The organism is Stieleria maiorica, from assembly GCF_008035925.1.
Classification (GTDB): Bacteria; Planctomycetota; Planctomycetia; order Pirellulales; family Pirellulaceae; genus Stieleria; species Stieleria maiorica.
On record NZ_CP036264.1, the window covers coordinates 149750 to 169422 of the forward strand.

General features: G+C 60.3%; 14 protein-coding genes. 11 read left to right on the plus strand and 3 right to left on the minus strand.

Translation table 11 applies throughout. From position 1 onward, the window contains the following. Positions 1 to 6: 6 nt before the first annotated feature. The 4 genes from Mal15_RS00565 (at position 7) to odhB (ending at position 7488) form a co-directional block, all read left to right on the plus strand. The gene (locus Mal15_RS00565) at positions 7 to 933 is read left to right on the plus strand and encodes an ABC transporter ATP-binding protein (protein ID WP_147871779.1); all 927 of its coding nucleotides are present in this window, start codon (positions 7 to 9) and stop codon (positions 931 to 933) included. Next, the gene (locus tag Mal15_RS00570) at positions 930 to 2612 is read left to right on the plus strand and encodes an ABC transporter permease (RefSeq protein ID WP_147865963.1); all 1683 of its coding nucleotides are present in this window, start codon (positions 930 to 932) and stop codon (positions 2610 to 2612) included. The genes Mal15_RS00565 and Mal15_RS00570 overlap by 4 nt, the downstream gene beginning before the upstream one ends. Before the next feature lie 59 nt (positions 2613 to 2671). Next, entirely contained in the window at positions 2672 to 6046 is a 3375-nt protein-coding gene (locus Mal15_RS00575) for a DEAD/DEAH box helicase (RefSeq protein WP_233903208.1), read from the plus strand. 170 nt (positions 6047 to 6216) lie between these two features. After that, positions 6217 to 7488, plus strand: a complete 1272-nt coding sequence (gene odhB, locus Mal15_RS00580; protein ID WP_147865964.1) for a 2-oxoglutarate dehydrogenase complex dihydrolipoyllysine-residue succinyltransferase — start codon at positions 6217 to 6219, stop codon at positions 7486 to 7488. A gap of 221 nt (positions 7489 to 7709) precedes the next feature. Here the strand turns inward: odhB and proC are convergent, their stop codons facing one another. Further along, entirely contained in the window at positions 7710 to 8516 is an 807-nt protein-coding gene (gene proC, locus Mal15_RS00585; RefSeq protein ID WP_147865965.1) for a pyrroline-5-carboxylate reductase, read from the minus strand. A gap of 192 nt (positions 8517 to 8708) precedes the next feature. On the opposite strand from proC, the gene argB reads away from it, so the two are divergent. The 4 genes from argB (at position 8709) to Mal15_RS00605 (ending at position 12493) form a co-directional block, all read left to right on the plus strand. Then, positions 8709 to 9572, plus strand: a complete 864-nt coding sequence (argB, locus tag Mal15_RS00590) for an acetylglutamate kinase (protein ID WP_147871781.1) — start codon at positions 8709 to 8711, stop codon at positions 9570 to 9572. A 59-nt stretch (positions 9573 to 9631) separates the two neighbouring features. Beyond that, complete coding sequence (gene argF / locus Mal15_RS00595; RefSeq protein WP_147865966.1) at positions 9632 to 10567, plus strand: ornithine carbamoyltransferase; 936 nt, start codon at positions 9632 to 9634, stop codon at positions 10565 to 10567. A 194-nt stretch (positions 10568 to 10761) separates the two neighbouring features. Continuing rightward, positions 10762 to 11457 carry a ribonuclease PH gene (gene rph / locus Mal15_RS00600; RefSeq protein ID WP_147865967.1) on the plus strand — a complete coding sequence of 232 codons (696 nt, stop codon included), beginning with the start codon at positions 10762 to 10764 and terminating at the stop codon, positions 11455 to 11457. Between the two features lie 7 nt (positions 11458 to 11464). After that, positions 11465 to 12493, plus strand: a complete 1029-nt coding sequence (locus Mal15_RS00605) for an L-threonylcarbamoyladenylate synthase (RefSeq protein WP_147865968.1) — start codon at positions 11465 to 11467, stop codon at positions 12491 to 12493. Positions 12494 to 12769: 276 nt separating this feature from the next. Here the strand turns inward: Mal15_RS00605 and Mal15_RS00610 are convergent, their stop codons facing one another. Then, positions 12770 to 13957, minus strand: a complete 1188-nt coding sequence (locus Mal15_RS00610; protein ID WP_147865969.1) for a hypothetical protein — start codon at positions 13955 to 13957, stop codon at positions 12770 to 12772. Positions 13958 to 14130: 173 nt separating this feature from the next. Here Mal15_RS00610 and Mal15_RS00615 point away from each other — a divergent pair, with 173 nt between their 5' ends. The 3 genes from Mal15_RS00615 to Mal15_RS00625 all read left to right on the plus strand — a co-directional run bounded on the left by Mal15_RS00615 (position 14131) and on the right by Mal15_RS00625 (position 18484). Continuing rightward, complete coding sequence (locus Mal15_RS00615; protein WP_147865970.1) at positions 14131 to 15483, plus strand: putative sugar nucleotidyl transferase; 1353 nt, start codon at positions 14131 to 14133, stop codon at positions 15481 to 15483. Between the two features lie 995 nt (positions 15484 to 16478). Further along, a complete protein-coding gene (locus Mal15_RS00620; protein ID WP_147865971.1) occupies positions 16479 to 17378 on the plus strand; it encodes a hypothetical protein in 900 nt (299 codons plus the stop codon). Positions 17379 to 17725: 347 nt separating this feature from the next. Continuing rightward, complete coding sequence (locus tag Mal15_RS00625; RefSeq protein ID WP_167546548.1) at positions 17726 to 18484, plus strand: NIPSNAP family protein; 759 nt, start codon at positions 17726 to 17728, stop codon at positions 18482 to 18484. Between the two features lie 182 nt (positions 18485 to 18666). Here the strand turns inward: Mal15_RS00625 and lipA are convergent, their stop codons facing one another. After that, the gene (gene lipA / locus Mal15_RS00630) at positions 18667 to 19587 is read right to left on the minus strand and encodes a lipoyl synthase (RefSeq protein ID WP_147865973.1); all 921 of its coding nucleotides are present in this window, start codon (positions 19585 to 19587) and stop codon (positions 18667 to 18669) included. Positions 19588 to 19673: the final 86 nt, after the last annotated feature.

Here is a 19673-nt window from a genome sequence, read left to right on the forward strand (position 1 = left end):
GGGCCGATGATCGAATTGCAAGACGTGACGCGGCTGTTCGGCAACACCCGCGCGGTCGACCATGTGTCGTTTATGGTGCCCCGCGGCAGCGTGTTCGGCTACATCGGTCCCAACGGAGCCGGCAAGACGACCAGCATGCGGATTCTGGCCACGTTGGAGTTGCCCAGCGATGGCGATGCGTTTGTCGAAGGCCTGTCCTCGGTCAACGACCCCGACCGCGTCCGCCGACGGCTGGGGTTCATGCCCGACTCCTTCGGTTCCTACAGCGACACGAATTGTGCGGAGTACCTGGACTTCTTCGCGCGGTCCAACGGTCTGGTCGGACGAGAGCGGACGCGTCGGATCCGCTGGGTGATGGACTTTACGGGCCTGCGATCGATGGCCGAAAAACCGATCACCGGTTTGAGTAAAGGGATGCGGCAACGCCTGTGTTTGGGGCGGGCACTGATCCACGATCCATCCGTGCTGATCCTGGACGAACCCGCCGCCGGATTGGACCCCCGCGCTCGGATCGAATTGCGACACATCATTCGATCTCTGGCGGCCGACGGAAAGACGATTCTGATCAGCAGCCACATCTTGAGCGAATTGGCCGAGATGTGTGATCGGGTCGGGATCATCGAACAGGGGCGCTTGCTGGCCAACGACACCGTGGCCGGTTTGAAAGGCAACTCGAAGCCGCATCTGGAAATCATCGTCGTCATCGACGGAGAAACGGAAACGGCGAAGAACGTCTTGGAGCAATCGGAGGATGTCTCGGAAGTTGTCGAGCTGGGCGGCTCGTTGCGGTTTCGCATCGACGGGAAACGTGATCGCCAGATCGACGTGCTGCATCGCCTGTGCGACGCCCGTGTCAACGTGCTGGAATACCGGCTGGTCGACGAGTCGCTGGAGGATTTGTTTTTGAAGGTCACTGCGGGGCACGTGCAATGACCGAGTCGCATATACCCGACCGGGGCGATACCACGACGCCGGCCGATGGAGATCCGTCGTCGTCGGTCGATGCGACGCTTTCACTCGGCGGCGGCGGTCAGGCGTTCCCCTATCCGGCCCTTGCGCTCGACCCCGAGGGCAGCGGGTGGTGGGGTTGGATCGACCGGGCGACCGAGCGGCTGACGAGCTTGTTGAATCCGATTCTGGTCAAGGAAGCCCGTCAATCGCTCAAGAGCAAACAGTTCCTGATCACGTTCTTTTGCTTGCTGGCCGCGTCGTGTGCTTGGACGATCATGGGGATCGTGTTCAACGCGCCGGATGTTTATTACATCCCGACCGGCGACACGATGATGATCGGCTACTTTTTGATCCTGTCGATTTCGATGTTCGCCTTCGTCCCCTTGGTGGCGTTTCGGTCCCTGGCGGCCGAATTGGATGAAGGCACGTACGAGATGTTGGCGATCACGCGGCTGACGGCCTGGGGGATCGTGTCGGGCAAGATGAACAGTGCCGTGCTGCAGATGTTGATCTACTTTTCCGCGATCGTGCCCTGTTTGGCGTTTTGTTATCTGCTGCGCGGGATCGGGTTGCTGACCATCGTCTTGGTGGTCGCCATCATCTTTATCACCGCGATGGTTTTGACCGCGTTGGCGCTGGTGCTGTCGACGTTGGCCAAGGGGCGAACGTTGCAAACGTTTCTGCTGGTCGCCTTGGTCGCGTTCATCGTATTCGTCGAATTTGTGTGCTGTGGATTCGTGTTTTCGATGGTCCTGCCGGAGCAATGGAGTGGAACCTGGTTTGGGTTTCTGTCCTCGTTCACCGTTGCGGCGTCGTTTGTGGTCCTGTTCGTTGCCGCAGCGGCGGCTCGGATCGCCCCGGTCACCGAGAACCGATCGACGCGGTTGCGAGTGATTTTGTTTTGCCAGCAAGCGATCTGGGTGGTGACGATCGCGTATGCCGCCTGGGCGACCGGCGACCTCGAATGGATCAACGATGGTTTGTTGTACTTGGGGATCTTCTGGTTGCTGGTCGGGATGTTCATGTGCGGCGAGTCGTCGGAGCTCAGCCCCCGCGTCCGCCGCGGTCTGCCGGCGACCTACGCGACCCGCATGTTGTTCACGTGGTGGATGCCCGGACCGGGGACCGGATTCATGTTCGTCGTCGCGACCGGTGTGGCAGGGCTGGTGGTGCTGGCCGGCGTGGCGGTTTTCGGCAGCCAGATGGGGGCGGCGCGAGCGACAGGGCCGGACACACCGGTGCTGAGTTTTGCGGCGATGATGACCGGGTACCTGCTGGGGTATTTGGGTGCGATTCGGTTGCTGTCGATGCCTTTTTTGAAGCGGTTCGGCCCTTCCTTTGTCGCCCCCCTGGTTGCGGCGATCGTCGTCTATTTCATGGGGGTGATCGTGCCGGCGATCATCGATGTCGCTCTGCAAGGTCGCATCTCCATGAACTATTCCGCACTGCATGCGAGCAACTGGATGTGGACTTGGAATGAAGCGTTTAGCTCGCGGGGGTTGCCGGCGGAGGTGGCGATTTTGATCCTAGCGGTGGGGTCGGGGGTGCTAGCAATCAATCTGATCCTGCTGTTCCGCGAGTTTCGACTGCGGAAAATCGCGGTCCCGATGCGGGTGAAGCAGGATTTCGCCGACCAGTCGGTAACGAACTCGTCTGAATGAGCGGCCGGTGTTAAATTGCTACTCGCCTGACGCCCCCATCACCCGAAACGGAGTTCAACGTGTCGCGATCTCAAAGCCAAGTGGAAAAACTTCGGAAAGTCCTCGCGTCGCGACGCAATTCCGGGGATCTAGGTCAGTTGATGTCGCTCTTCGGCGACGACGGCGATTGGTTCGACGAACCGGAATTTGATGCTCTGGATCCCAAGTCGTGGATCGACTGGCTGCGAGAGCTCAAGGGGCAGTTTCCCGGTTCGGTGCAAACCGCGCATGTTCGCTCGAAAAGGGAGCGGTCCACGCGGGCGGATATTCGAATCGATCGGGTGTATGACTGCGGAGAAATGCAGGGGACGTGGAGCAAGGATGGGAAGGTCCACAACGTCTACTTGTCCGTTGACGAGGAATCTTCGCCGGCCGGATGCAACTGCGAGGAATCCGAGGGGATGGACCCCTGTTTGCATTGCTATCAATTCATTATTCACGCGATCGAGCAACTGGATCAGGATCGGAGCTTGCGGGCCAAGATCGAGCGTGACCAGATGCTGTCGGAGGAACCGCCGCGGGAATCGTTTCTGCCGGACCCCTCGGCGATCGCCATCGCTCAGCTGAATCAGATCGTTGCCGACCAGAACGACCTGTTTTCGGACGTCGTCGATCGCGATGACGATTTGCTGCCGCCGCTTGCCGAGTCGGTTCCGCAGCGCGTGCTGTGGGATTTCAGTGAGAGTCGTGGGGGGTACCTGTCGATCCAGCCACTGCTTCAGCAAAAAAAGAAACGTGGTGACGGGTACACCAAAGGCAAAAAGATTCGATTAGACCACTTGCTAAACGATCGTTCGATTCCGCTGTCCGAAGCCGACCAGCGGGTGGTGGGCCTGATCGAACGGAACACAAGCTACTACAGTCAGTACGGGTACGAATTGGATCCGGTGGCCGCGCTCGAACAGTTGGTCGGGCAGGACAATGTCGCCTGGGACCGCGAACCGATCCGTGTGCAAACCTATCCGAATTATCTTGCCATCGGATCTGCCGACGACAGCTTTCGCATTTTGTTCTGCGACGAAATGGGCGGAACGTTCCTTACCCAAGTGATCGTCTCCCGCGAAGCCTTCTTGCGATTCGATTTGCAGAACAACAGGATCCTGATCGGCCACGCGACCGAGGCGGAATCCGATTTGATTCGTTCCCTGGTTCAATTGCCGCCGGTTTCCCGGAATCGTCTCGAAGAGTTAGTTCAGCCGTTGGTCAAGTTTCAGAAGCGGTTGTCCGTTCTGTTGCCGCCTTCGACCGCGGGCACGATCCGGTTGGCCGAAGGCCGTCCGGCGATTCTGCTGCGCAGCCGTGCCGACGGTCGGCTGGATTTCGGGATCCGTATCCGCGACGCCGCCGGGGTGTTGCGGCGTCCGTTGTCCGATCCGATGGTGGTGGCCACCGAGATTGACGGTCAGAAAGTGCAGCTCGTTCGCACGGTGACGCACGAATCCGAACAGATCGACCGGTTGCTTGCTCGTTGGGGATTGTCGATCGATCCCGAAGACGGGTTCGGGACGATCGAAGATTTCGGTGTCGCGTTACGCTTGATCGAGGACCTGCAATCGCCCGAAAGCGACGTCGAAGTTTTGTGGGACCGCACGGGTGAGAAGCCGGTCACGGTGCTCGGCAATCTGTCCAGCAGCAACGTCAAGGTCGACATCACCAACAAACGCAACTGGTTCGGAATCACCGGGGAATGCACGTTCGGCGAACATTCGATGCCGCTGGGCGACTTGATCAACGGGCTTCCCGACGACGATCAAACGGGCATCGGCGATTACATCAAACTGGCCGACGGGCAGTGGGCTAGGATCTCCGCGGGGCTGCGTCAGCGGCTCAAGCGACTGCAGGCGGCAACGCACACCGATCGCAAGACGCTTAAACTGGACGCGACCGCGGCCCCGGCGATCCGCGAACTGGTCGATGCCGACGTCGCCGTTAAAGCCAGTCGGGCGTGGGAGAAGTGCGTCAAACGTCTGGCCAAAGCGGAAAAGCTTGACCCGGCCGTGCCGAAAGGCTTGGATGCCGATTTGCGGGACTACCAGGTCGACGGCTTCAAGTGGCTGCGGAAATTGGCCGAGTGGGGCGTCGGCGGGATCTTGGCCGACGACATGGGGCTGGGCAAAACTCTGCAAACCCTGGCCGTCCTGTTGGATCGATCCGCCGACGGCCCGGCGCTGGTGATCGCGCCGACCAGTGTCGGATTCAATTGGCAGCGTGAAGCCGAGCGATTCGCACCCGGTTTGGACGTTCACTTGTACCGAGAAACCGAACGCGGCGAGTTCCTGCCATCGGTCGGCCCTGGTTCCCTGGTGATCTGCAGCTACGGATTGGCGCTGCGAGATGCCGAGGCGCTTGCCGGTGTGAATTGGTCAACGATGGTGTTGGACGAAGCCCAGGCGATCAAGAACAGCCGCAGCAAAACCAGCAAGGCGATCGCCGGGATCGACGCCGACTGGACGGTCGCGCTGACGGGAACGCCGGTGGAAAACCATCTCGGTGAATTGTGGAGCCTGTTCCACGTCGTGTCGCCGGGTGTCTTCGGCGGCTGGGAGCATTTTCGCAAACGCTTCGCCGCCCCGATCGAAAAGGAAGGCAGCCAGCCGGCGCGGCGGGCATTGGCCGAACGATTGAAACCCTTCGTGTTGCGGCGGACCAAATCCGAAGTGTTGACGGAATTGCCGCCCCGTACCGAGATGAACCTGTACGTCGACTTGAGTCCGGCCGAACGCGCCGAGTACGAGAAGGTGCGTTTGGCGGCGATCGGCGAAATCGATTCGATCGAAGCCCTGCCACACATCCAGGATCAACGCTTCAAGATCCTCGCGCTGATGACCCGGTTGCGGCAAATCGCCTGCCATGCGGGTTTGGTCAACGAGCAGTGGACCGATTCGTCGGCCAAGCTGGACCAGCTCTGTGAAACGCTGGACAGCCTGCGCGAGGAAGGTCACCGGGCGCTGGTGTTCAGCCAATTCACCGAACACTTGGGTTTGATCCGCCGGGCGCTCGAGGAGCGTGGATTCAGCTACCAGTACTTGGACGGATCGACGCCGGCCAAGGCCCGCCAGGTGGCCGTCGACGAATTCCAATCCGGCAGCGCCGATGTCTTCCTGATCTCGCTGAAAGCCGGCGGAACCGGGCTGAATCTGACCGCGGCCGACTACGTGATCCACATGGACCCCTGGTGGAATCCGGCCGTCGAAGACCAGGCGACCGACCGGGCCCACCGGATGGGGCAAGACAAACCCGTGATGGTGTACCGGATCGTCGCCCGGGGCACGATCGAAGAAGAGATTCTGGCGCTGCACGAATCCAAACGCGATCTGGTCGCCGGCGTGATGGAGGGGACCGAGGCGGCCGCCAAACTGTCCAACGACGACTTGATTCGCATGCTCCGCGGCTGACGGTTTTGTTGATTTACTCGCCCGCAGCGCGAGCAAGGGGCGGCAATTCTCCGCGGCCCCGTCGATGACACTGCGACCCCGGCTGGTTATCCTGTCGGCGGCCCGTCGCTCGGCGACGCAGCCTGAGAAACCAATGTCGAAGTCCAATCCTGTTTGGGAAGCCGGAAACCGTGAGCGAAATCGTAGACGTCGAAGTGCCGACCGTGGGTGAATCCATCACCGAAGTCCAACTGGGCACCTGGATCAAATCCGAAGGCGATTGGGTCGACGAGGGCGAAGATCTTGTCGAGATCGAAACGGAGAAGGCCTCGGTTCAACTGCCCGCGCCGGCCGCCGGATTCCTGGAAAACATCAGCAAGGAATCCGAAGACTTTGCCGAGATCGGCGAGGTGATCGCAAAGATTCGCGTCGCCCCACGCCCCGACGGAGACGCCGGCACGTCCGGCGGCGGAAATGATGCGGCGCAGTCCAGCTCGGCGGCGACCTCCGCCGGCTCCGACGCCAGTTTTGTGATGCCGGCTGCCCAACGCCTGCTGGATGAAAACGGGCTGTCCGCATCCGATGTCCCCGCAACCGGACCCGGCAGCCGGCTGCTCAAAGAAGACGTCCTGAAGTTTCTCGAACAGGGCGGCGCAGCATCCAAGCCGAAACCAGCGGAGAAGCCCCCGGCGTCAAAACCCGCCACTTCGACCGCCGTCGCGGCCAGCAAACCGGCCAGCACTCTGGTGACCGGCGCGCCCGATCGCAGCGAAGAGGTCAAACCGCTCAGCATGCTCCGCCGCACGATCGCGTCGCGGCTGGTCAGCGCCCAACAAACCGCGGCCTTGTTGACGACGTTCAACGAAATCGACATGAAGCCCGTGATGGATCTGCGCAAAAAGTACAAGGACGCCTTCCAGGAAAAGCACGGCGTCAAGCTCGGTTTCATGTCGTTCTTTGCCAAGGCCAGCGTCGAAGCGCTGCGACGATTCCCGGCGGTCAACGCGGAAATCCGCGACGACAGCGCGATCTATCGCAATTACCAGGACATCGGGATCGCGATGGGCGGCGGCAAGGGATTGGTCGTGCCGATCGTCCGCAACACCGAACGCCTGTCGTTTGCCGAAATCGAATGGACCATCGCCGACTTTTCCAAACAAGCGGTCGAAAACCGGTTGCAAGCCGAAGACCTGATCGGCGGAACGTTCACGATCAGCAACGGTGGGATCTACGGGTCGCTGCTGAGCACCCCGATCGTCAATCCGCCGCAAAGCGGCATCCTGGGACTGCACTCGATCCAAGATCGTCCCGTGGCGATCGACGGCAAAGTCGAAATCCGGCCGATGATGTACGTCGCGCTGACCTACGATCACCGCATCGTCGACGGACGCGAAGCCGTCAGCTTCTTGCGCACCATCAAAGAAGTGATCGAAGACCCGGCGCGGCTGTTCTTGGAGCTTTAGGAGAGTTTCAGGTTTCGAGTTTCAAGTTCCAAGTCAGTTGCCGGCTGGCTGGAAGATGGGTTGGTCAAAAAATGGGCTGGTCGAAAAATGGGAAAACCCCAGGGGAGTCGCTTGCGGCGGTCGGGCGACCGCCCGTCATTTTTTGACCACCAAAGTTTTTGACCTTTCCGCCTGTTCCCAGGCGAAGTCGCCGGAACGAGGCCAAAACTTGAAACCTGAAATCAACCCAACTCCCCGCTTCGTCGGGCGCTCGTTTCGACCGCGTTGATCAGTGCGGCCCGCAGCCCCTTCTCCTCGAGAACTTTCAGTGCGGCGATGGTGGTGCCCCCGGGGCTGGCGACGGCGTCCTTGAGTTCGCCGGGATGACGTCCGGTTTCCATCACCATCTTGGCGGTGCCCAGGACCGTTTGGGCGGCCAGCGTCATCGCCAGCGGTCGGGGCAACCCGGCCAGCACGCCGCCATCGGCCAGGGCTTCGATCACCAAGCAGATGTAGGCCGGTCCGGAACCGCTTAATCCGGTCACCGCGTCCATTTGGTTTTCGGCGACCTGGGCGACTGTTCCGACGCCCGCCAGTGCTTGCCGGATCCACTGACAATCCTCGTCGGTGACGCCCGCGGCGACGCAAAACGCGCTCGCCCCCGCACCGACCAGGCTGGGTGTGTTGGGCATTACGCGGATGACACGCTGGTGGCCGGCGTGGTCGCAGAGCGTTTTCAGCGGGACGCCCGCGGCGATCGAAACGACCAGCGTGGGCCGGTCGACCGTTTTTGCGATTCCCGCGGCGACGTCGGGAACCAGATACGGTTTAACGGCCAGCAAAAAGACGTCTGTCCCGGCGGCGTGGTCACGGACTTGCTCGCCCGTGGCGACGTCCGGGTGTTGCTGGGCCCACCACTGCCGGCATTCGGGGTTGGGGTCGATGATCGTCAATTGGTCGGCCGCAGCGAAACCGGAGGCGAGCATTCCGCCGACCAGGGCGCGTCCCATTTGCCCCCCGCCGACGACGACGACATTCGCTTTTTTCATCAAGATTTCTTCTCCAAAGGATGCACGAGGGGGCCGGGATTTGGTCGGCGGCGCGGTTCTTTCCAGATACCTGGGGCCATCGGGCCGGCACGCAATTGACCCCCATCGGGCGGGCACCTAGCATGGTCCGTTTTTCGTTTCGCCCATTTCGACATGCACAGTTTAACCTTCCCACGGTTTGGAGTCTCCCGCGTGCAAGAAGCGATTGCCAAAGCAGATACCCTCATCGAAGCGATGGGATGGATTCGCAAGTTCCGCGGCAAGACGACCGTGATCAAGCTGGGCGGCAGCGTCCTGGATGACGAAAATGCCCTGATGCACATCTTGTTGGATGTGATTTTTATGGAAACGGTGGGCATGAAGCCGGTCGTCGTCCACGGCGGGGGGAAAGCGATCAACCGTGCCTTGGCCGAATCCAACGTCGAACCGAAGTTCATTCACGGCCGCCGCTACACCGACGATTCGACGCTGGAGGTCGTCCGCAGGGTGTTGGCCGGTGAGGTCAATCAGTTTTTGACCGACGAGATCGAACGGCTCGGCGGCCGGGCGATGAATCTGTCGGTGCACAGCACCAACGTGTTGTTCGGCGAGCAGTTGAAACTCGACAGCGGCGAAGACTTGGGGCACGTCGGCCGGGTGACCGAAGTCGACCGCAGCGTCATCGAAGGGCTGTTGTACACCGACCAGGTCCCGGTGATCCCCAGTTTTTGCGAAGGCAAAGATGGGCGTGGTTACAACGTCAATGCGGACACCGCGGCGATGGCGGTTGCCCAGGCGCTCGGGGCCGAAAAGCTCGTTTTCCTTTCCGATGTCAACGGCGTTCGCATGGACAAGGATGATCCCGACACGATCATCCACTCGCTCAGCGAAACCGAAGCCCGCGCCTTGATCGACTCCGGACACATCGCCTCGGGTATGATTCCCAAAGTCGAAGCGTGTTTGGAAACGCTCGGCCGAGGCGTCGGCAAGGTGCACATTGTCGACGGACGATTGCGACATTCGCTGCTGTTGGAAATCTACACCTCCGAAGGCGTCGGTACCGAAATCTACAAGTAACTAACCTTGTCGTGCCAATGCACGTTTCTCATCACGCTGGCAAGTGAGCCGTTCTTCTCATGCAACACTTCCTATCCCTGTTCGACATCAGTCCCGACGACTTGAAGCTGATTCTGAGGACAGCCGGCGTCGTCAAACAAAAGTTGGCCGCCGGTGATCGTCCCAACATCTTGAAAAACAAAGTCATCGCACTGCTGTTTGAAAAACCGAGTCTGCGCACCCGAGTCAGTTTCGAGGCGGGGATGGCACAGCTGGGCGGCGAGAGTCTGTTTCTCGGTTCCGATGTCGGCTGGGGAAAACGCGAGTCACCGTCCGACTTTACCAACGTGCTCGGCCAATTCGTCGACGCCGTCGTGTGTCGTGCCAAGCAGCACGCCCAGGTCGAATTGTTGGCCAGTTTTGACGCCATGCCGGTCATCAACGGCCTGACCGACCTGTGTCATCCCTGCCAAGCATTGGCGGACGTCTTGACGATCGAAGAGGCGTTCGGCTCCTACGCCGGCAAACATCTCGTGTTCGTCGGTGATGGCAACAACGTGTCACAGTCCCTGGCGCTGATCTGTGCGATGTTGCAAATGCGATTCACATTGGCCTGTCCCGAAGGCTACGAGATGGATGCGGATTGGTTGGCAAAGATCAATGCCAGCTATCCGAACGCCCAAATCGAAACGTTGCATGATCCCGCCGCCGCCGTCAAAACGGCCGATGCGATCTACACCGATGTTTGGACCAGCATGGGGCAAGAGGCCGAGGTGGTCGCGCGCCGCCAGGCCTTCAAACCGTTCCAGCTGGACAAGACATTGCTCGACGCCGCTCCTTCGACGGCCCGCGTCCTGCATTGCCTGCCGGCCGTCCGTGGCGAAGAAATCACCGACGAGGTGATCGACGGGGATCAAAGCGACATCGTCCGTCAGGCCGGAAACCGGATGCACGCCCAGAAGGGCCTGCTGGTCTGGCTGCTCGGCCGGGATTGGATCAGCAAACACGTCCGTTGAGAAACTCGGACGTAGCGACGCTCGCCAGAGCGTGGAGCACCACAGCGGAACCACCTTCTGGCGAAGGTAGCTACGTTTGATCTACGATGAGTGCGATTCTGTGCACATCGCCGATACCGCCTCGATCAGGACCTGACGTTCCGGCGAGCGACTCGGACGCCCCGTTTCTACCCACCACCCCACACAACCCCTCCATGCGTCCCGACGACCAACTCCGTCCGGTCGAGATCCAACTCGGCTACCTCGCCCACCATCCCGCCAACGTCCTCTACAAATCCGGCAACACGATCGTCCTGTGCACCGCTTCGGTGGAACCGAGTGTTCCGCCGTGGATGGAAGGCAAGGGCAAGGGCTGGGTCACCGCGGAGTACAACATGTTGCCCGGCAGCACCGTGCCGCGGAAGCGACGTGAACGCAGCAAGGTCGACGGACGCACGACAGAAATCCAGCGTTTGATCGGCCGCTCGTTGCGTGCCGTCGTGGATCTGAAAGCACTCGGCGAACGGTCCATCGTCGTCGATTGTGACGTTTTGCAAGCCGACGGCGGAACGCGAACTGCGTCGATCACCGGCGGATTCATCGCGCTGGCCAAAGCCGTCATGAATGAATTACCCGATGCAAAGATCGGCGAAGGCCCGCTCCGCGACTCCATCGCTGCGATCAGTGTGGGCGTGATCAAGGACACCGTCAAACTGGATCTCGACTACGAACTCGATTTCGCCGCCGACGTCGACATGAACGTGGTCATGACCGGCAGCGGCAAATTCGTCGAAATCCAGGGCACCGGCGAAGAAGCCACCTTCGACGACGACCAATTGGCCTCGATGCTGGCGATGGCCCGCAAGGGGATCGCCGAATTGACGACGATGCAACGCGATGTGATCGGCTGAGCGTCCCGTGGCCGATTCCAAGATCCAATCCGCCTCGGCCGCTTCGATCGCAGAAGCCGCCAAACTGCTCGCCGACGGACAATTGGTCGGCGTGCCCACCGAAACCGTTTACGGCTTGGCCGCCGATGCCACCAATCCCGTTGCGGTTCGAAAGATCTTTCAAGCCAAAGGGCGACCGGCCAACAACCCGCTGATCATCCACGTCGAATCGGACCAGTCGGCCCGCCGCTGGGTCCGCGTCGATGCTCCCGATTGGTTGGCCGACCAGTGGCAGCGCGCCGCGACGTTCTGGCCCGGTCCGTTGACCGTTGTGGTTCCCCGGTCGGCTGATGTGGTCGATGAAGTCACTGCCGGGGCACCGACCGTGGCCGTCCGCGTCCCCAGCCATCCGGTGATGCGGGCCCTGTTGGCCGCGTGCGACTTTCCCATCGCCGCGCCCAGCGCCAACCCGTCCAACTACGTCAGCCCGACTTCGGCCGAACATGTCCGGCAGGGGCTCGGCGACAAAGTCGCGATGATCTTGGACGGCGGGGAGTGCCAGTGCGGTTTGGAATCGACGATCATCCGTCTGCGAAGTGACGGGGTGGAACTGCTGCGTCCGGGAAGCATCTCGGTCGAACAACTGCGAAATACCTTCGGCACTGTCATCGTCCCCGAGGCCACTCCAAAGAACCCGCCCGCCGACGGCTCCCATCAAACCGCTCCACCTGCCGCGATGCCGGCACCCGGCATGTTGGCCAAGCACTATTCACCGACCAAGCCGCTGAGGCTGGTCGAGAATTGGCAGCCCGGAGAAATCGAACCGGCCCGAGTGGCACGAATTACGTTCGCGCCGCTGTCGGAGACGGACGCCGCCGCTTTCGGCTGGTATCGATCGCTCAGCCAGTCCGGTGACTTGCACGAAGTCGCCCGGAACCTGTTCACGGCGATCCGACAGGCCGACGCGACGCAGTGTGAGTTGATTGTGATCGACCGCTGCGATCGAATCGGCATCGGCCGAGCGATCATGGACCGGATTGATCGTGCCGCGGGGTAGACCCGCCGGAGTTGGTGTATGACCAGCAATCTACCGCAGCTCAATTCTCGGATTGACGCTGCGTTGGGAGCGTCGCCGTGTTCTCCGAACTCGGCGGATCGCAAAAGCGAAGCTTTGCTTCACGCCGACCTCGGAGAGGACGGCGACGGACCGGAATAAATTGAATACTAACTGAAGTAGACGACTGGCAGGGGAGACATGATCGAGGTGGATTGCAAATTGCAAATTGCAAATTGAACATTGCAAATTGCCGATGCATGTCGCGGGCAGCGTGTGCTACGGGTTGGCATGGGTTCGCCGGCGCGAGGATTCCGTTTCGAATCCCAGACTGTAGGGGCGGAAGACCAGGATCGGGTCGGCCGCCAGTGCGTCAAACCCTCGCGTCCGTGGATCGATCCCAGCGCGATGCAGCTTGAGCGCCAGCGCGACGTCGCGGACTTGGGTTCGATGCGTCGTCTTGGGCGGCATCATCGAACGCCAAACATGACTGACGCGATCGTCGCCGGAATAGCTGGTGATCCATTGGTCGATTTCCGTCGGCGCGAAATCCAGCTTCGATGCGGCCAACAGTGCGGCAACGATCCGTGACGGCGATTCATCGGGATCGTTCAATGTGGATCGGCAATCTGACTCGACGACGTCGTCGCATCCGTAGCGCAATCCGATCACCAATCGATCCCGCAGGTCGATCGGTGTGGATGTCAGCAGGCTGGCGATGATGCGCGACAACACGCGTTGTTCATGCTCGCGCCAGGGGGCCGGCCCGGTCCCCGGATGACGCAGCAATGCGACCAATCGCACCGTCTGGGGATCGGCGACGGTCCGCTGTTGTCGACACGCCAGCGTCAGTGCCACCGACCACCCGGCGCTGTCGTGTCGATCCAGTGTCTCCAACTCCGTCAGACGCACCGCTTCGGTCGGCCCATCGGCCAGCAAGCGGCCGATGCCGAGACGATCTTCGACGGCACAACGAAACACCAAGCGGGCGTCGTGGGTATCGCCCGCGCATTGGCGAAACTGTTCCCATCCAGGCAGCGAGCTTCGGTCGAAGGCGGGATCATACAAGAATCGTTCCATCAAGAGGTCGCGTTCTCGCATTTCCAGCCGGTTCAGCAATCGCCGTTTGGAGAGATAGCATTCGATGTCTTGGGGCGGAAACGGATTGTCGCGGAGCAACGCTTTGACCTGCTCGGCCACCGACTGGTCGCCGATCGCATAGCCAATCAGCTTGGATTCCGCGCGGTGACGGGTGGCGAACGATTCGGATCCGAGCCCCGCGACGAGTCCGACCAATTCATCGTGCGGCACTGCACCATCTGGAATCACGACGGCGGCGGGCTTGTGGCTCGACGCCACGTCATGAAGTGCTGCCGGTGTCGGGTCCTGGCACGTTGCCGAGCCGAACCACCATCCGCCGGCCGTGAGGGCGATCAGCCAGAGCGAGCGGGAATCGGGGCGACACATCGGCAATCACCAGAACATCGGGTTGTTTACAAGGTAAGTAACCCTAGCCCGCCGCGGCGGCGAATCCGGCCTCCGAGCCTCACCCGTCGCTCGAAACCGCATCGGAAGATCGCGACGGTTCGGGTACACTGCGCGACCGATACAACCCCAACGCCATGCCAAGAAACCGCACCATGAAACTGATCTGTTTCGAAGACGAATCCGTCAGCAGGCTACACCCGATCACCCTCGCCCGTCCGGCCTATGCGATCACCTGTGCCAGTTACCAGTTGGTCGACTGGCTCAGACATCTGCCTGGCGAATTGACCGTCGCGATCCGCAAGTATTTGGCGCCGATCCAATGGTTGGAGTCAGAGCTTGCGGCGCCGTCACGGGAATCCGTCCAAGGCCAAGAGGTTCTGTTGATCAACGCGCGGTTGGTGCCCCGGGTCGACGTGCTGGCGGCGCTGAAATCACTGTGCAACAGCACGACGGCGGGGGTGCTGCGATGCGAACGCACGGGCGCGATCTTGGCCGCCCGGCTGACGGCCCGGGAAACATCGATTTTGAAGTCTGCGGTGCCCGCCGCCGATGAGATCGTCGCCGAGCCGATTTCGCCGTTTCAAAAACCGGCGCGCAAGTCCGTCGGCGATCTGGATAAGCTCAGCGATGACGGAGTCGTCGGACAGCTTCTGGAACTCGCCGCCGAATTGCCGACCGACTCGCTGCCGATCAGCCCGGACGACCTGCCGGCGTTCTATTGGCCGCATGACGTCGTAGCCTGGCACATGAAAGAAATGCCGGCCGCGATGCAGTGGCGACTCGGCCGCGGCGGCTACACCGAAACCTCCGACGGTGTGTTCGTCGCCGATGGCGTTTCGATCGGTCAATACGCCGCCGTCGATACCAGCGACGGTCCGATCCTGTTGGACCAGAACGTCAAAGTCGGTCCGTTTTGCTTTTTGGCCGGGCCGGTCTACGCCGGACGCGGGACACGCATCATCGAACACGCCGCGCTGAAAGACGGCGTCTCTCTCGGGCACACCGTCAAGATCGGCGGTGAAGTCGAAGCGTCGGTGATCGAGCCCTACACGAACAAACAACACCACGGCTTTCTCGGACACAGTTACCTGGGCAGCTGGATCAACCTGGGCGCCGGGACGTGCAACAGCGACCTCAAAAACACGTACGGCAAAATCAACATCGAGTACGGGAACGAAAAGATCGCCACCGGCATGCAATTCCTCGGCTGCATCATGGGCGATTACAGCAAAACCGCCATCAACACCAGCATCTTTACCGGCAAGGTCATCGGCGTCTGCAGCATGCTGTACGGTTTCGCCACGTCCAACGTCCCCAGTTTTGTCAACTACGCGCGGCTGTTCGGCCAACAATCCTTGCTGCCGGCCGAAGTCATGGTCAGCACCCAGCAACGGATGTTCTCGCGTCGAAACGTGGAACAACGCGAATGCGATGTTCAATTGATCCACGACATGTACAAAATGACGATCGCCGAACGCGATCGCGCCGACCACGACGGGTTCTAGACGCCGCCTGCCAATGAGCCGGCGCTCAGCCGCCGACGATCGGTTGCTGGGCACTGGAATTGGCCAAGCAGAGGGCCAGGGCGAGTAGGGCGGCCGGCAAGGCGAACAGGCGAATCAGCATCAATAAGACTCCGGGAACGGGGATCTGATGGAGTTACATAGATGACCGTTGGATGCACCCTGAATGCCAAACCGAAAAAGAACGCATTTTACGGTTCTTGCGGCATTTGCGAGTCATCAATTCGACACCAGGCGCAGTCAAGATGACCTCCCCGGTCCCACGGGGACAGACCCCGGGCTGATCGTCTATTCAGGTGACGCATGGCAGGCGGTCGCCGGCTGAAGAAATGGTTTGGTCAAAAAATTGAGTGGTCAAAAAATGGGAGGGCCGCAGCGGCAGCGATCACACCCTCGTGCCTGAGCATTTTTTGACCCCATTCTCTCTCCTTCTCGGTTCCTTGCTCGGTGTGTCTGGAACGCGTAGGCGGCGCGACAGCGGGTAGGAAGATTGTCGGCTGAAGTTGGCCAGGGCTTGGACCTGCTCAACCGGGGACAGACCCCGGGCATCTGATTTCGGTCATCGCGCTGGTAGTCCCTACAAGCGGGGAACAGTCGTGAGCAAACCAATGGGATCGACCGAGCCTCGTCCGCTGTCGGTGCGTGACGCGACCGTTGTTCTGCCTGTGGAGATTACCCATCGGTGACGGCAAACGATATCCCGACGACCTCGTTGACAGGACACCCTGGATGCCGTACCATTGGCCTGGTACACCAGGACACTCGGTCGTCGTTCCGGTCCAGCCATTTTTTGAGTGACGTTGCGGACTGCGTGTAACTTGCCCGGCAAGTCGAATTGGCCGACGCCAGAGGAACGGTCCGCGCGGGCCCACTTCTTCCGAGCGTTCGCGCGCTCAGCAACCGGGTCCCACTCAAACTTAGCGATTGACGTTAACCCCGGCAGCCTTCTGCTGCTTAAATCATTGGAGACACCGGAAATGCCTGCGGTTCGACACTTGATTCCATGCGCCTCACTCTGCTTAATCCTCATTTCCGCTTCATGCGACGCGGAGGAGCTCTCCGCCGAGGATTTGGCACGTGTTCATTTGAAACGAGTCCAGCTCTATAGCGGCTGGGAATTTGACTACGAGTCGACCCTGGTGACCGCTGACGGCAAATCACTCGGACTCCAAAATGTCATGGTGTTGGACGCCACCGACGAGACGATCCATCGGCTCGTTATTACCTATCGCGAGAAAAGTGACGAATCCAATTCGGCTGATCCATCGCTGCTTCAGCGATTTGCTGGCTGGAATGGAAAGGAGTATCGCGAATACGAACGCAAAGAATCACTGAAGGGGCAGCGGCTTCAGGGCCTGATCTATGCAAATGAAAGAGGTTCTCATGCGTACCATCAAAATCGATTCGACGCATTTCTCACGTCTGGGCCACACGGAATCCCTCAGTATGCGGATGCCAGCGGAAAGATTTTTGACAAGCATCCTTTCAAATTCCGCGTTGTCGGTCGGGGTGAGCGTTTAGGTGTGCCTACTTTGCAACTGGAAGCCAAGACAGGCAACGAGATGCTTGCCGAAGCAGAGATTTCGGATACTGCGGAGCATCTCGTCTTGCGGCAGGTGATCTACCACGACAATCAACCGGTCTTGAAATGCGAGGTGACATCCTTGGGTCGGTTTGAAGGCACGCTGTATCCTAAGTCCGGTCAGCTGGCCCAAGAACAGGTGGGTGGCATCGGCTCGCTAGCCTATCGATTTGAAGTCGAGAACGTTTCCAAAACGGCTCGCACCAAGGATGACTGGTTTCCTCATTGGCCTCCGGGAACAGGTGTCATCGACCATACAAATGGGGCATTGCAAACCGTGATCCCAAAGGATTGAGCCGATTCGTTGCACAGAGGGTCGTTGCGAGCCCCGGGACAGGACATGGGGAGGATTCGGAACATCCCGTTTCGTTGGTCAAAAAATTGGGTGGTCAAAAAATGGGAGGGCCGCAGCTGTAGCGATCACCATCTCGTGCCTGACGATTTTTTGACCAACACATTTTTTGACCCCATCCTCCCACCTTCTCTGTTCCTGGCCGGATCTCTCTGCAATGTGCAGGCGGCGTGACGGATGGGGCAATAAGATTGTGGGGTAGGAAAATTGTCGGCCGCAGGTTGCTGCGGCAGGGATCTGGTATTCTTGTTGCCCCACTGATGTCTTTTTCTCCACACCCGGATCCCGCCATGATGTCGTCTCGAGTAACCGTTCTTGTCGCCACTTTCGGATGGCTTGCCGCCCTGTTGCTCACTGCGCCCGACGCTCACGCGGACGTTTATGAGCTGCGGATCTATAAGACCGCCGAAGGCAAACTGGATGCGCTCAACGCCCGCTTTCGCGACCACACGATGCGGTTGTTTCAAAAGCACGGCATCGAATCGATCGGCTACTGGGTTCCCACCGACGAAGAAGCATCTAAGAACACGCTGATCTATGTGATCAAACACGCCAGTCGTGACGCCGCGGCCGAATCGTGGAAAGCCTTCATTGCCGATCCCGAGTGGAAGAAGGCGGCGGCCGAATCCGGCGTCGGACGATTGGCCGAGCCGCCCGAATCGATCTATATGGAGGCGACCGACTATTCGCCCAGCTATGAAAACGCCGAGGGCGATGAAGACGACGTGTTCGAGTTGCGGATCTACAAAGCGCGCGAAGACAAACTCGGAAAACTGGACGCCCGGTTCCGCGACCACACGATCGATCTGTTCGCCAAACACGGCATCAAGTCCGTCGCCTACTGGCATCCGACCGATGAGCCTGATTCCGCCGACACGTTGATCTACATCATCGAGCACGAAAGCGCCGACGCGGCCAAGCAATCCTGGAAGGCGTTCGGATCCGACCCGGCGTGGAAAAAGGCGGCTCAAGAATCCGGCGTCGGCGGCCTGGCAAAGAAACCCGAATCGATCTACATGAAGGCGACCGATTACTCGCCGATGAAGTGAGGCGGTGATCCGCTGGCAGGATTGGTGCTGACGAACTGTCAACCTGCTTTGACGGTCATGGAGAAATGTTGGTCAAAGAATTGGGTGGTCAAAAAATGAGAGGGCCACAACTGTCGCGATCCCCCATGCCGACGATTTTTTGACCAGCCCATTTTTTGACCCCTTGCTTGTCTGGGCCGGAGTCACACGTCCGTTTCGGCCATGTCGCGGGCGTGGTAGCTGCTGCGGACGAAGGGGCCGCTGGCGACTTTTTTGAACCCCATGCCCTTGGCGATGTCGCCGAGTTCTTCGAACTCTTCCGGCGGAACGTAGCGAACCACGGGCAGGTACTTTTCGCCCGGTTGCAAGTATTGGCCCAGCGTCAGGAAGTCGACGTCATACTCGCGCAGGTCCGCCAGTGCGTCGAGCAGCTCGCCGCGTTCTTCCCCCAGTCCCAGCATCAAGCCGCTCTTGGTCTTCACCTCCGCGTCGTACTCTTTGACCTTTCGCATCATGCCCAGCGTCCATTGGTAATCGCTTTTGGGACCACGCACGCGGCGGTACAGTCGCGGGACGGTTTCCATGTTGTGATTGAACACCGTCGGCTTGGCCTGGATCACCCGCGCCAAGGCGTCTTTGCAGGCGACGAAGTCCGGCGTCAGCACTTCGGTCGTCGCACCCGAGCGCTCGCGGACCGCGACCACGCAGCGATAAAAGTGGTCGGCACCTCCGTCGGGCAGGTCATCACGTGTGACGCTGGTGATCACGACGTGCTTGAGCCCCAACCGCGCGGCGGCTTCGGCGACACGCTGGGGTTCATCCGATTCGGGCAACTCCGGCGGACGCCCGCGGTGGACCGCACAGAACCCGCAGGGTCGGGTGCAGACGTTGCCCAAAATCATGAACGTCGCCGTCTGCTGGCTGTAGCACTCCATCCGATTGGGGCACTTGGCGTTGTCGCACACCGTCTCCAGCTTCAACTCCTCCAACAACCCCTCGGTCATATGGTTCGCGTTGCTCTTGGGGATGGGGCGTTTCAGCCAGCGGGGCAAGCGACCGCTGCCGCTGAGTGCGGTTCCGACGGGGATTTCAGGATCTGCGACGACGGGTAATCGGAAGGCCATGGACAAACACGGAGCGAGATGCGCGGACAAACAGTGAACCCTTTCGGGTCCCGTATTGTAATGAGTCTGTCTCAAGGGCAATGGCT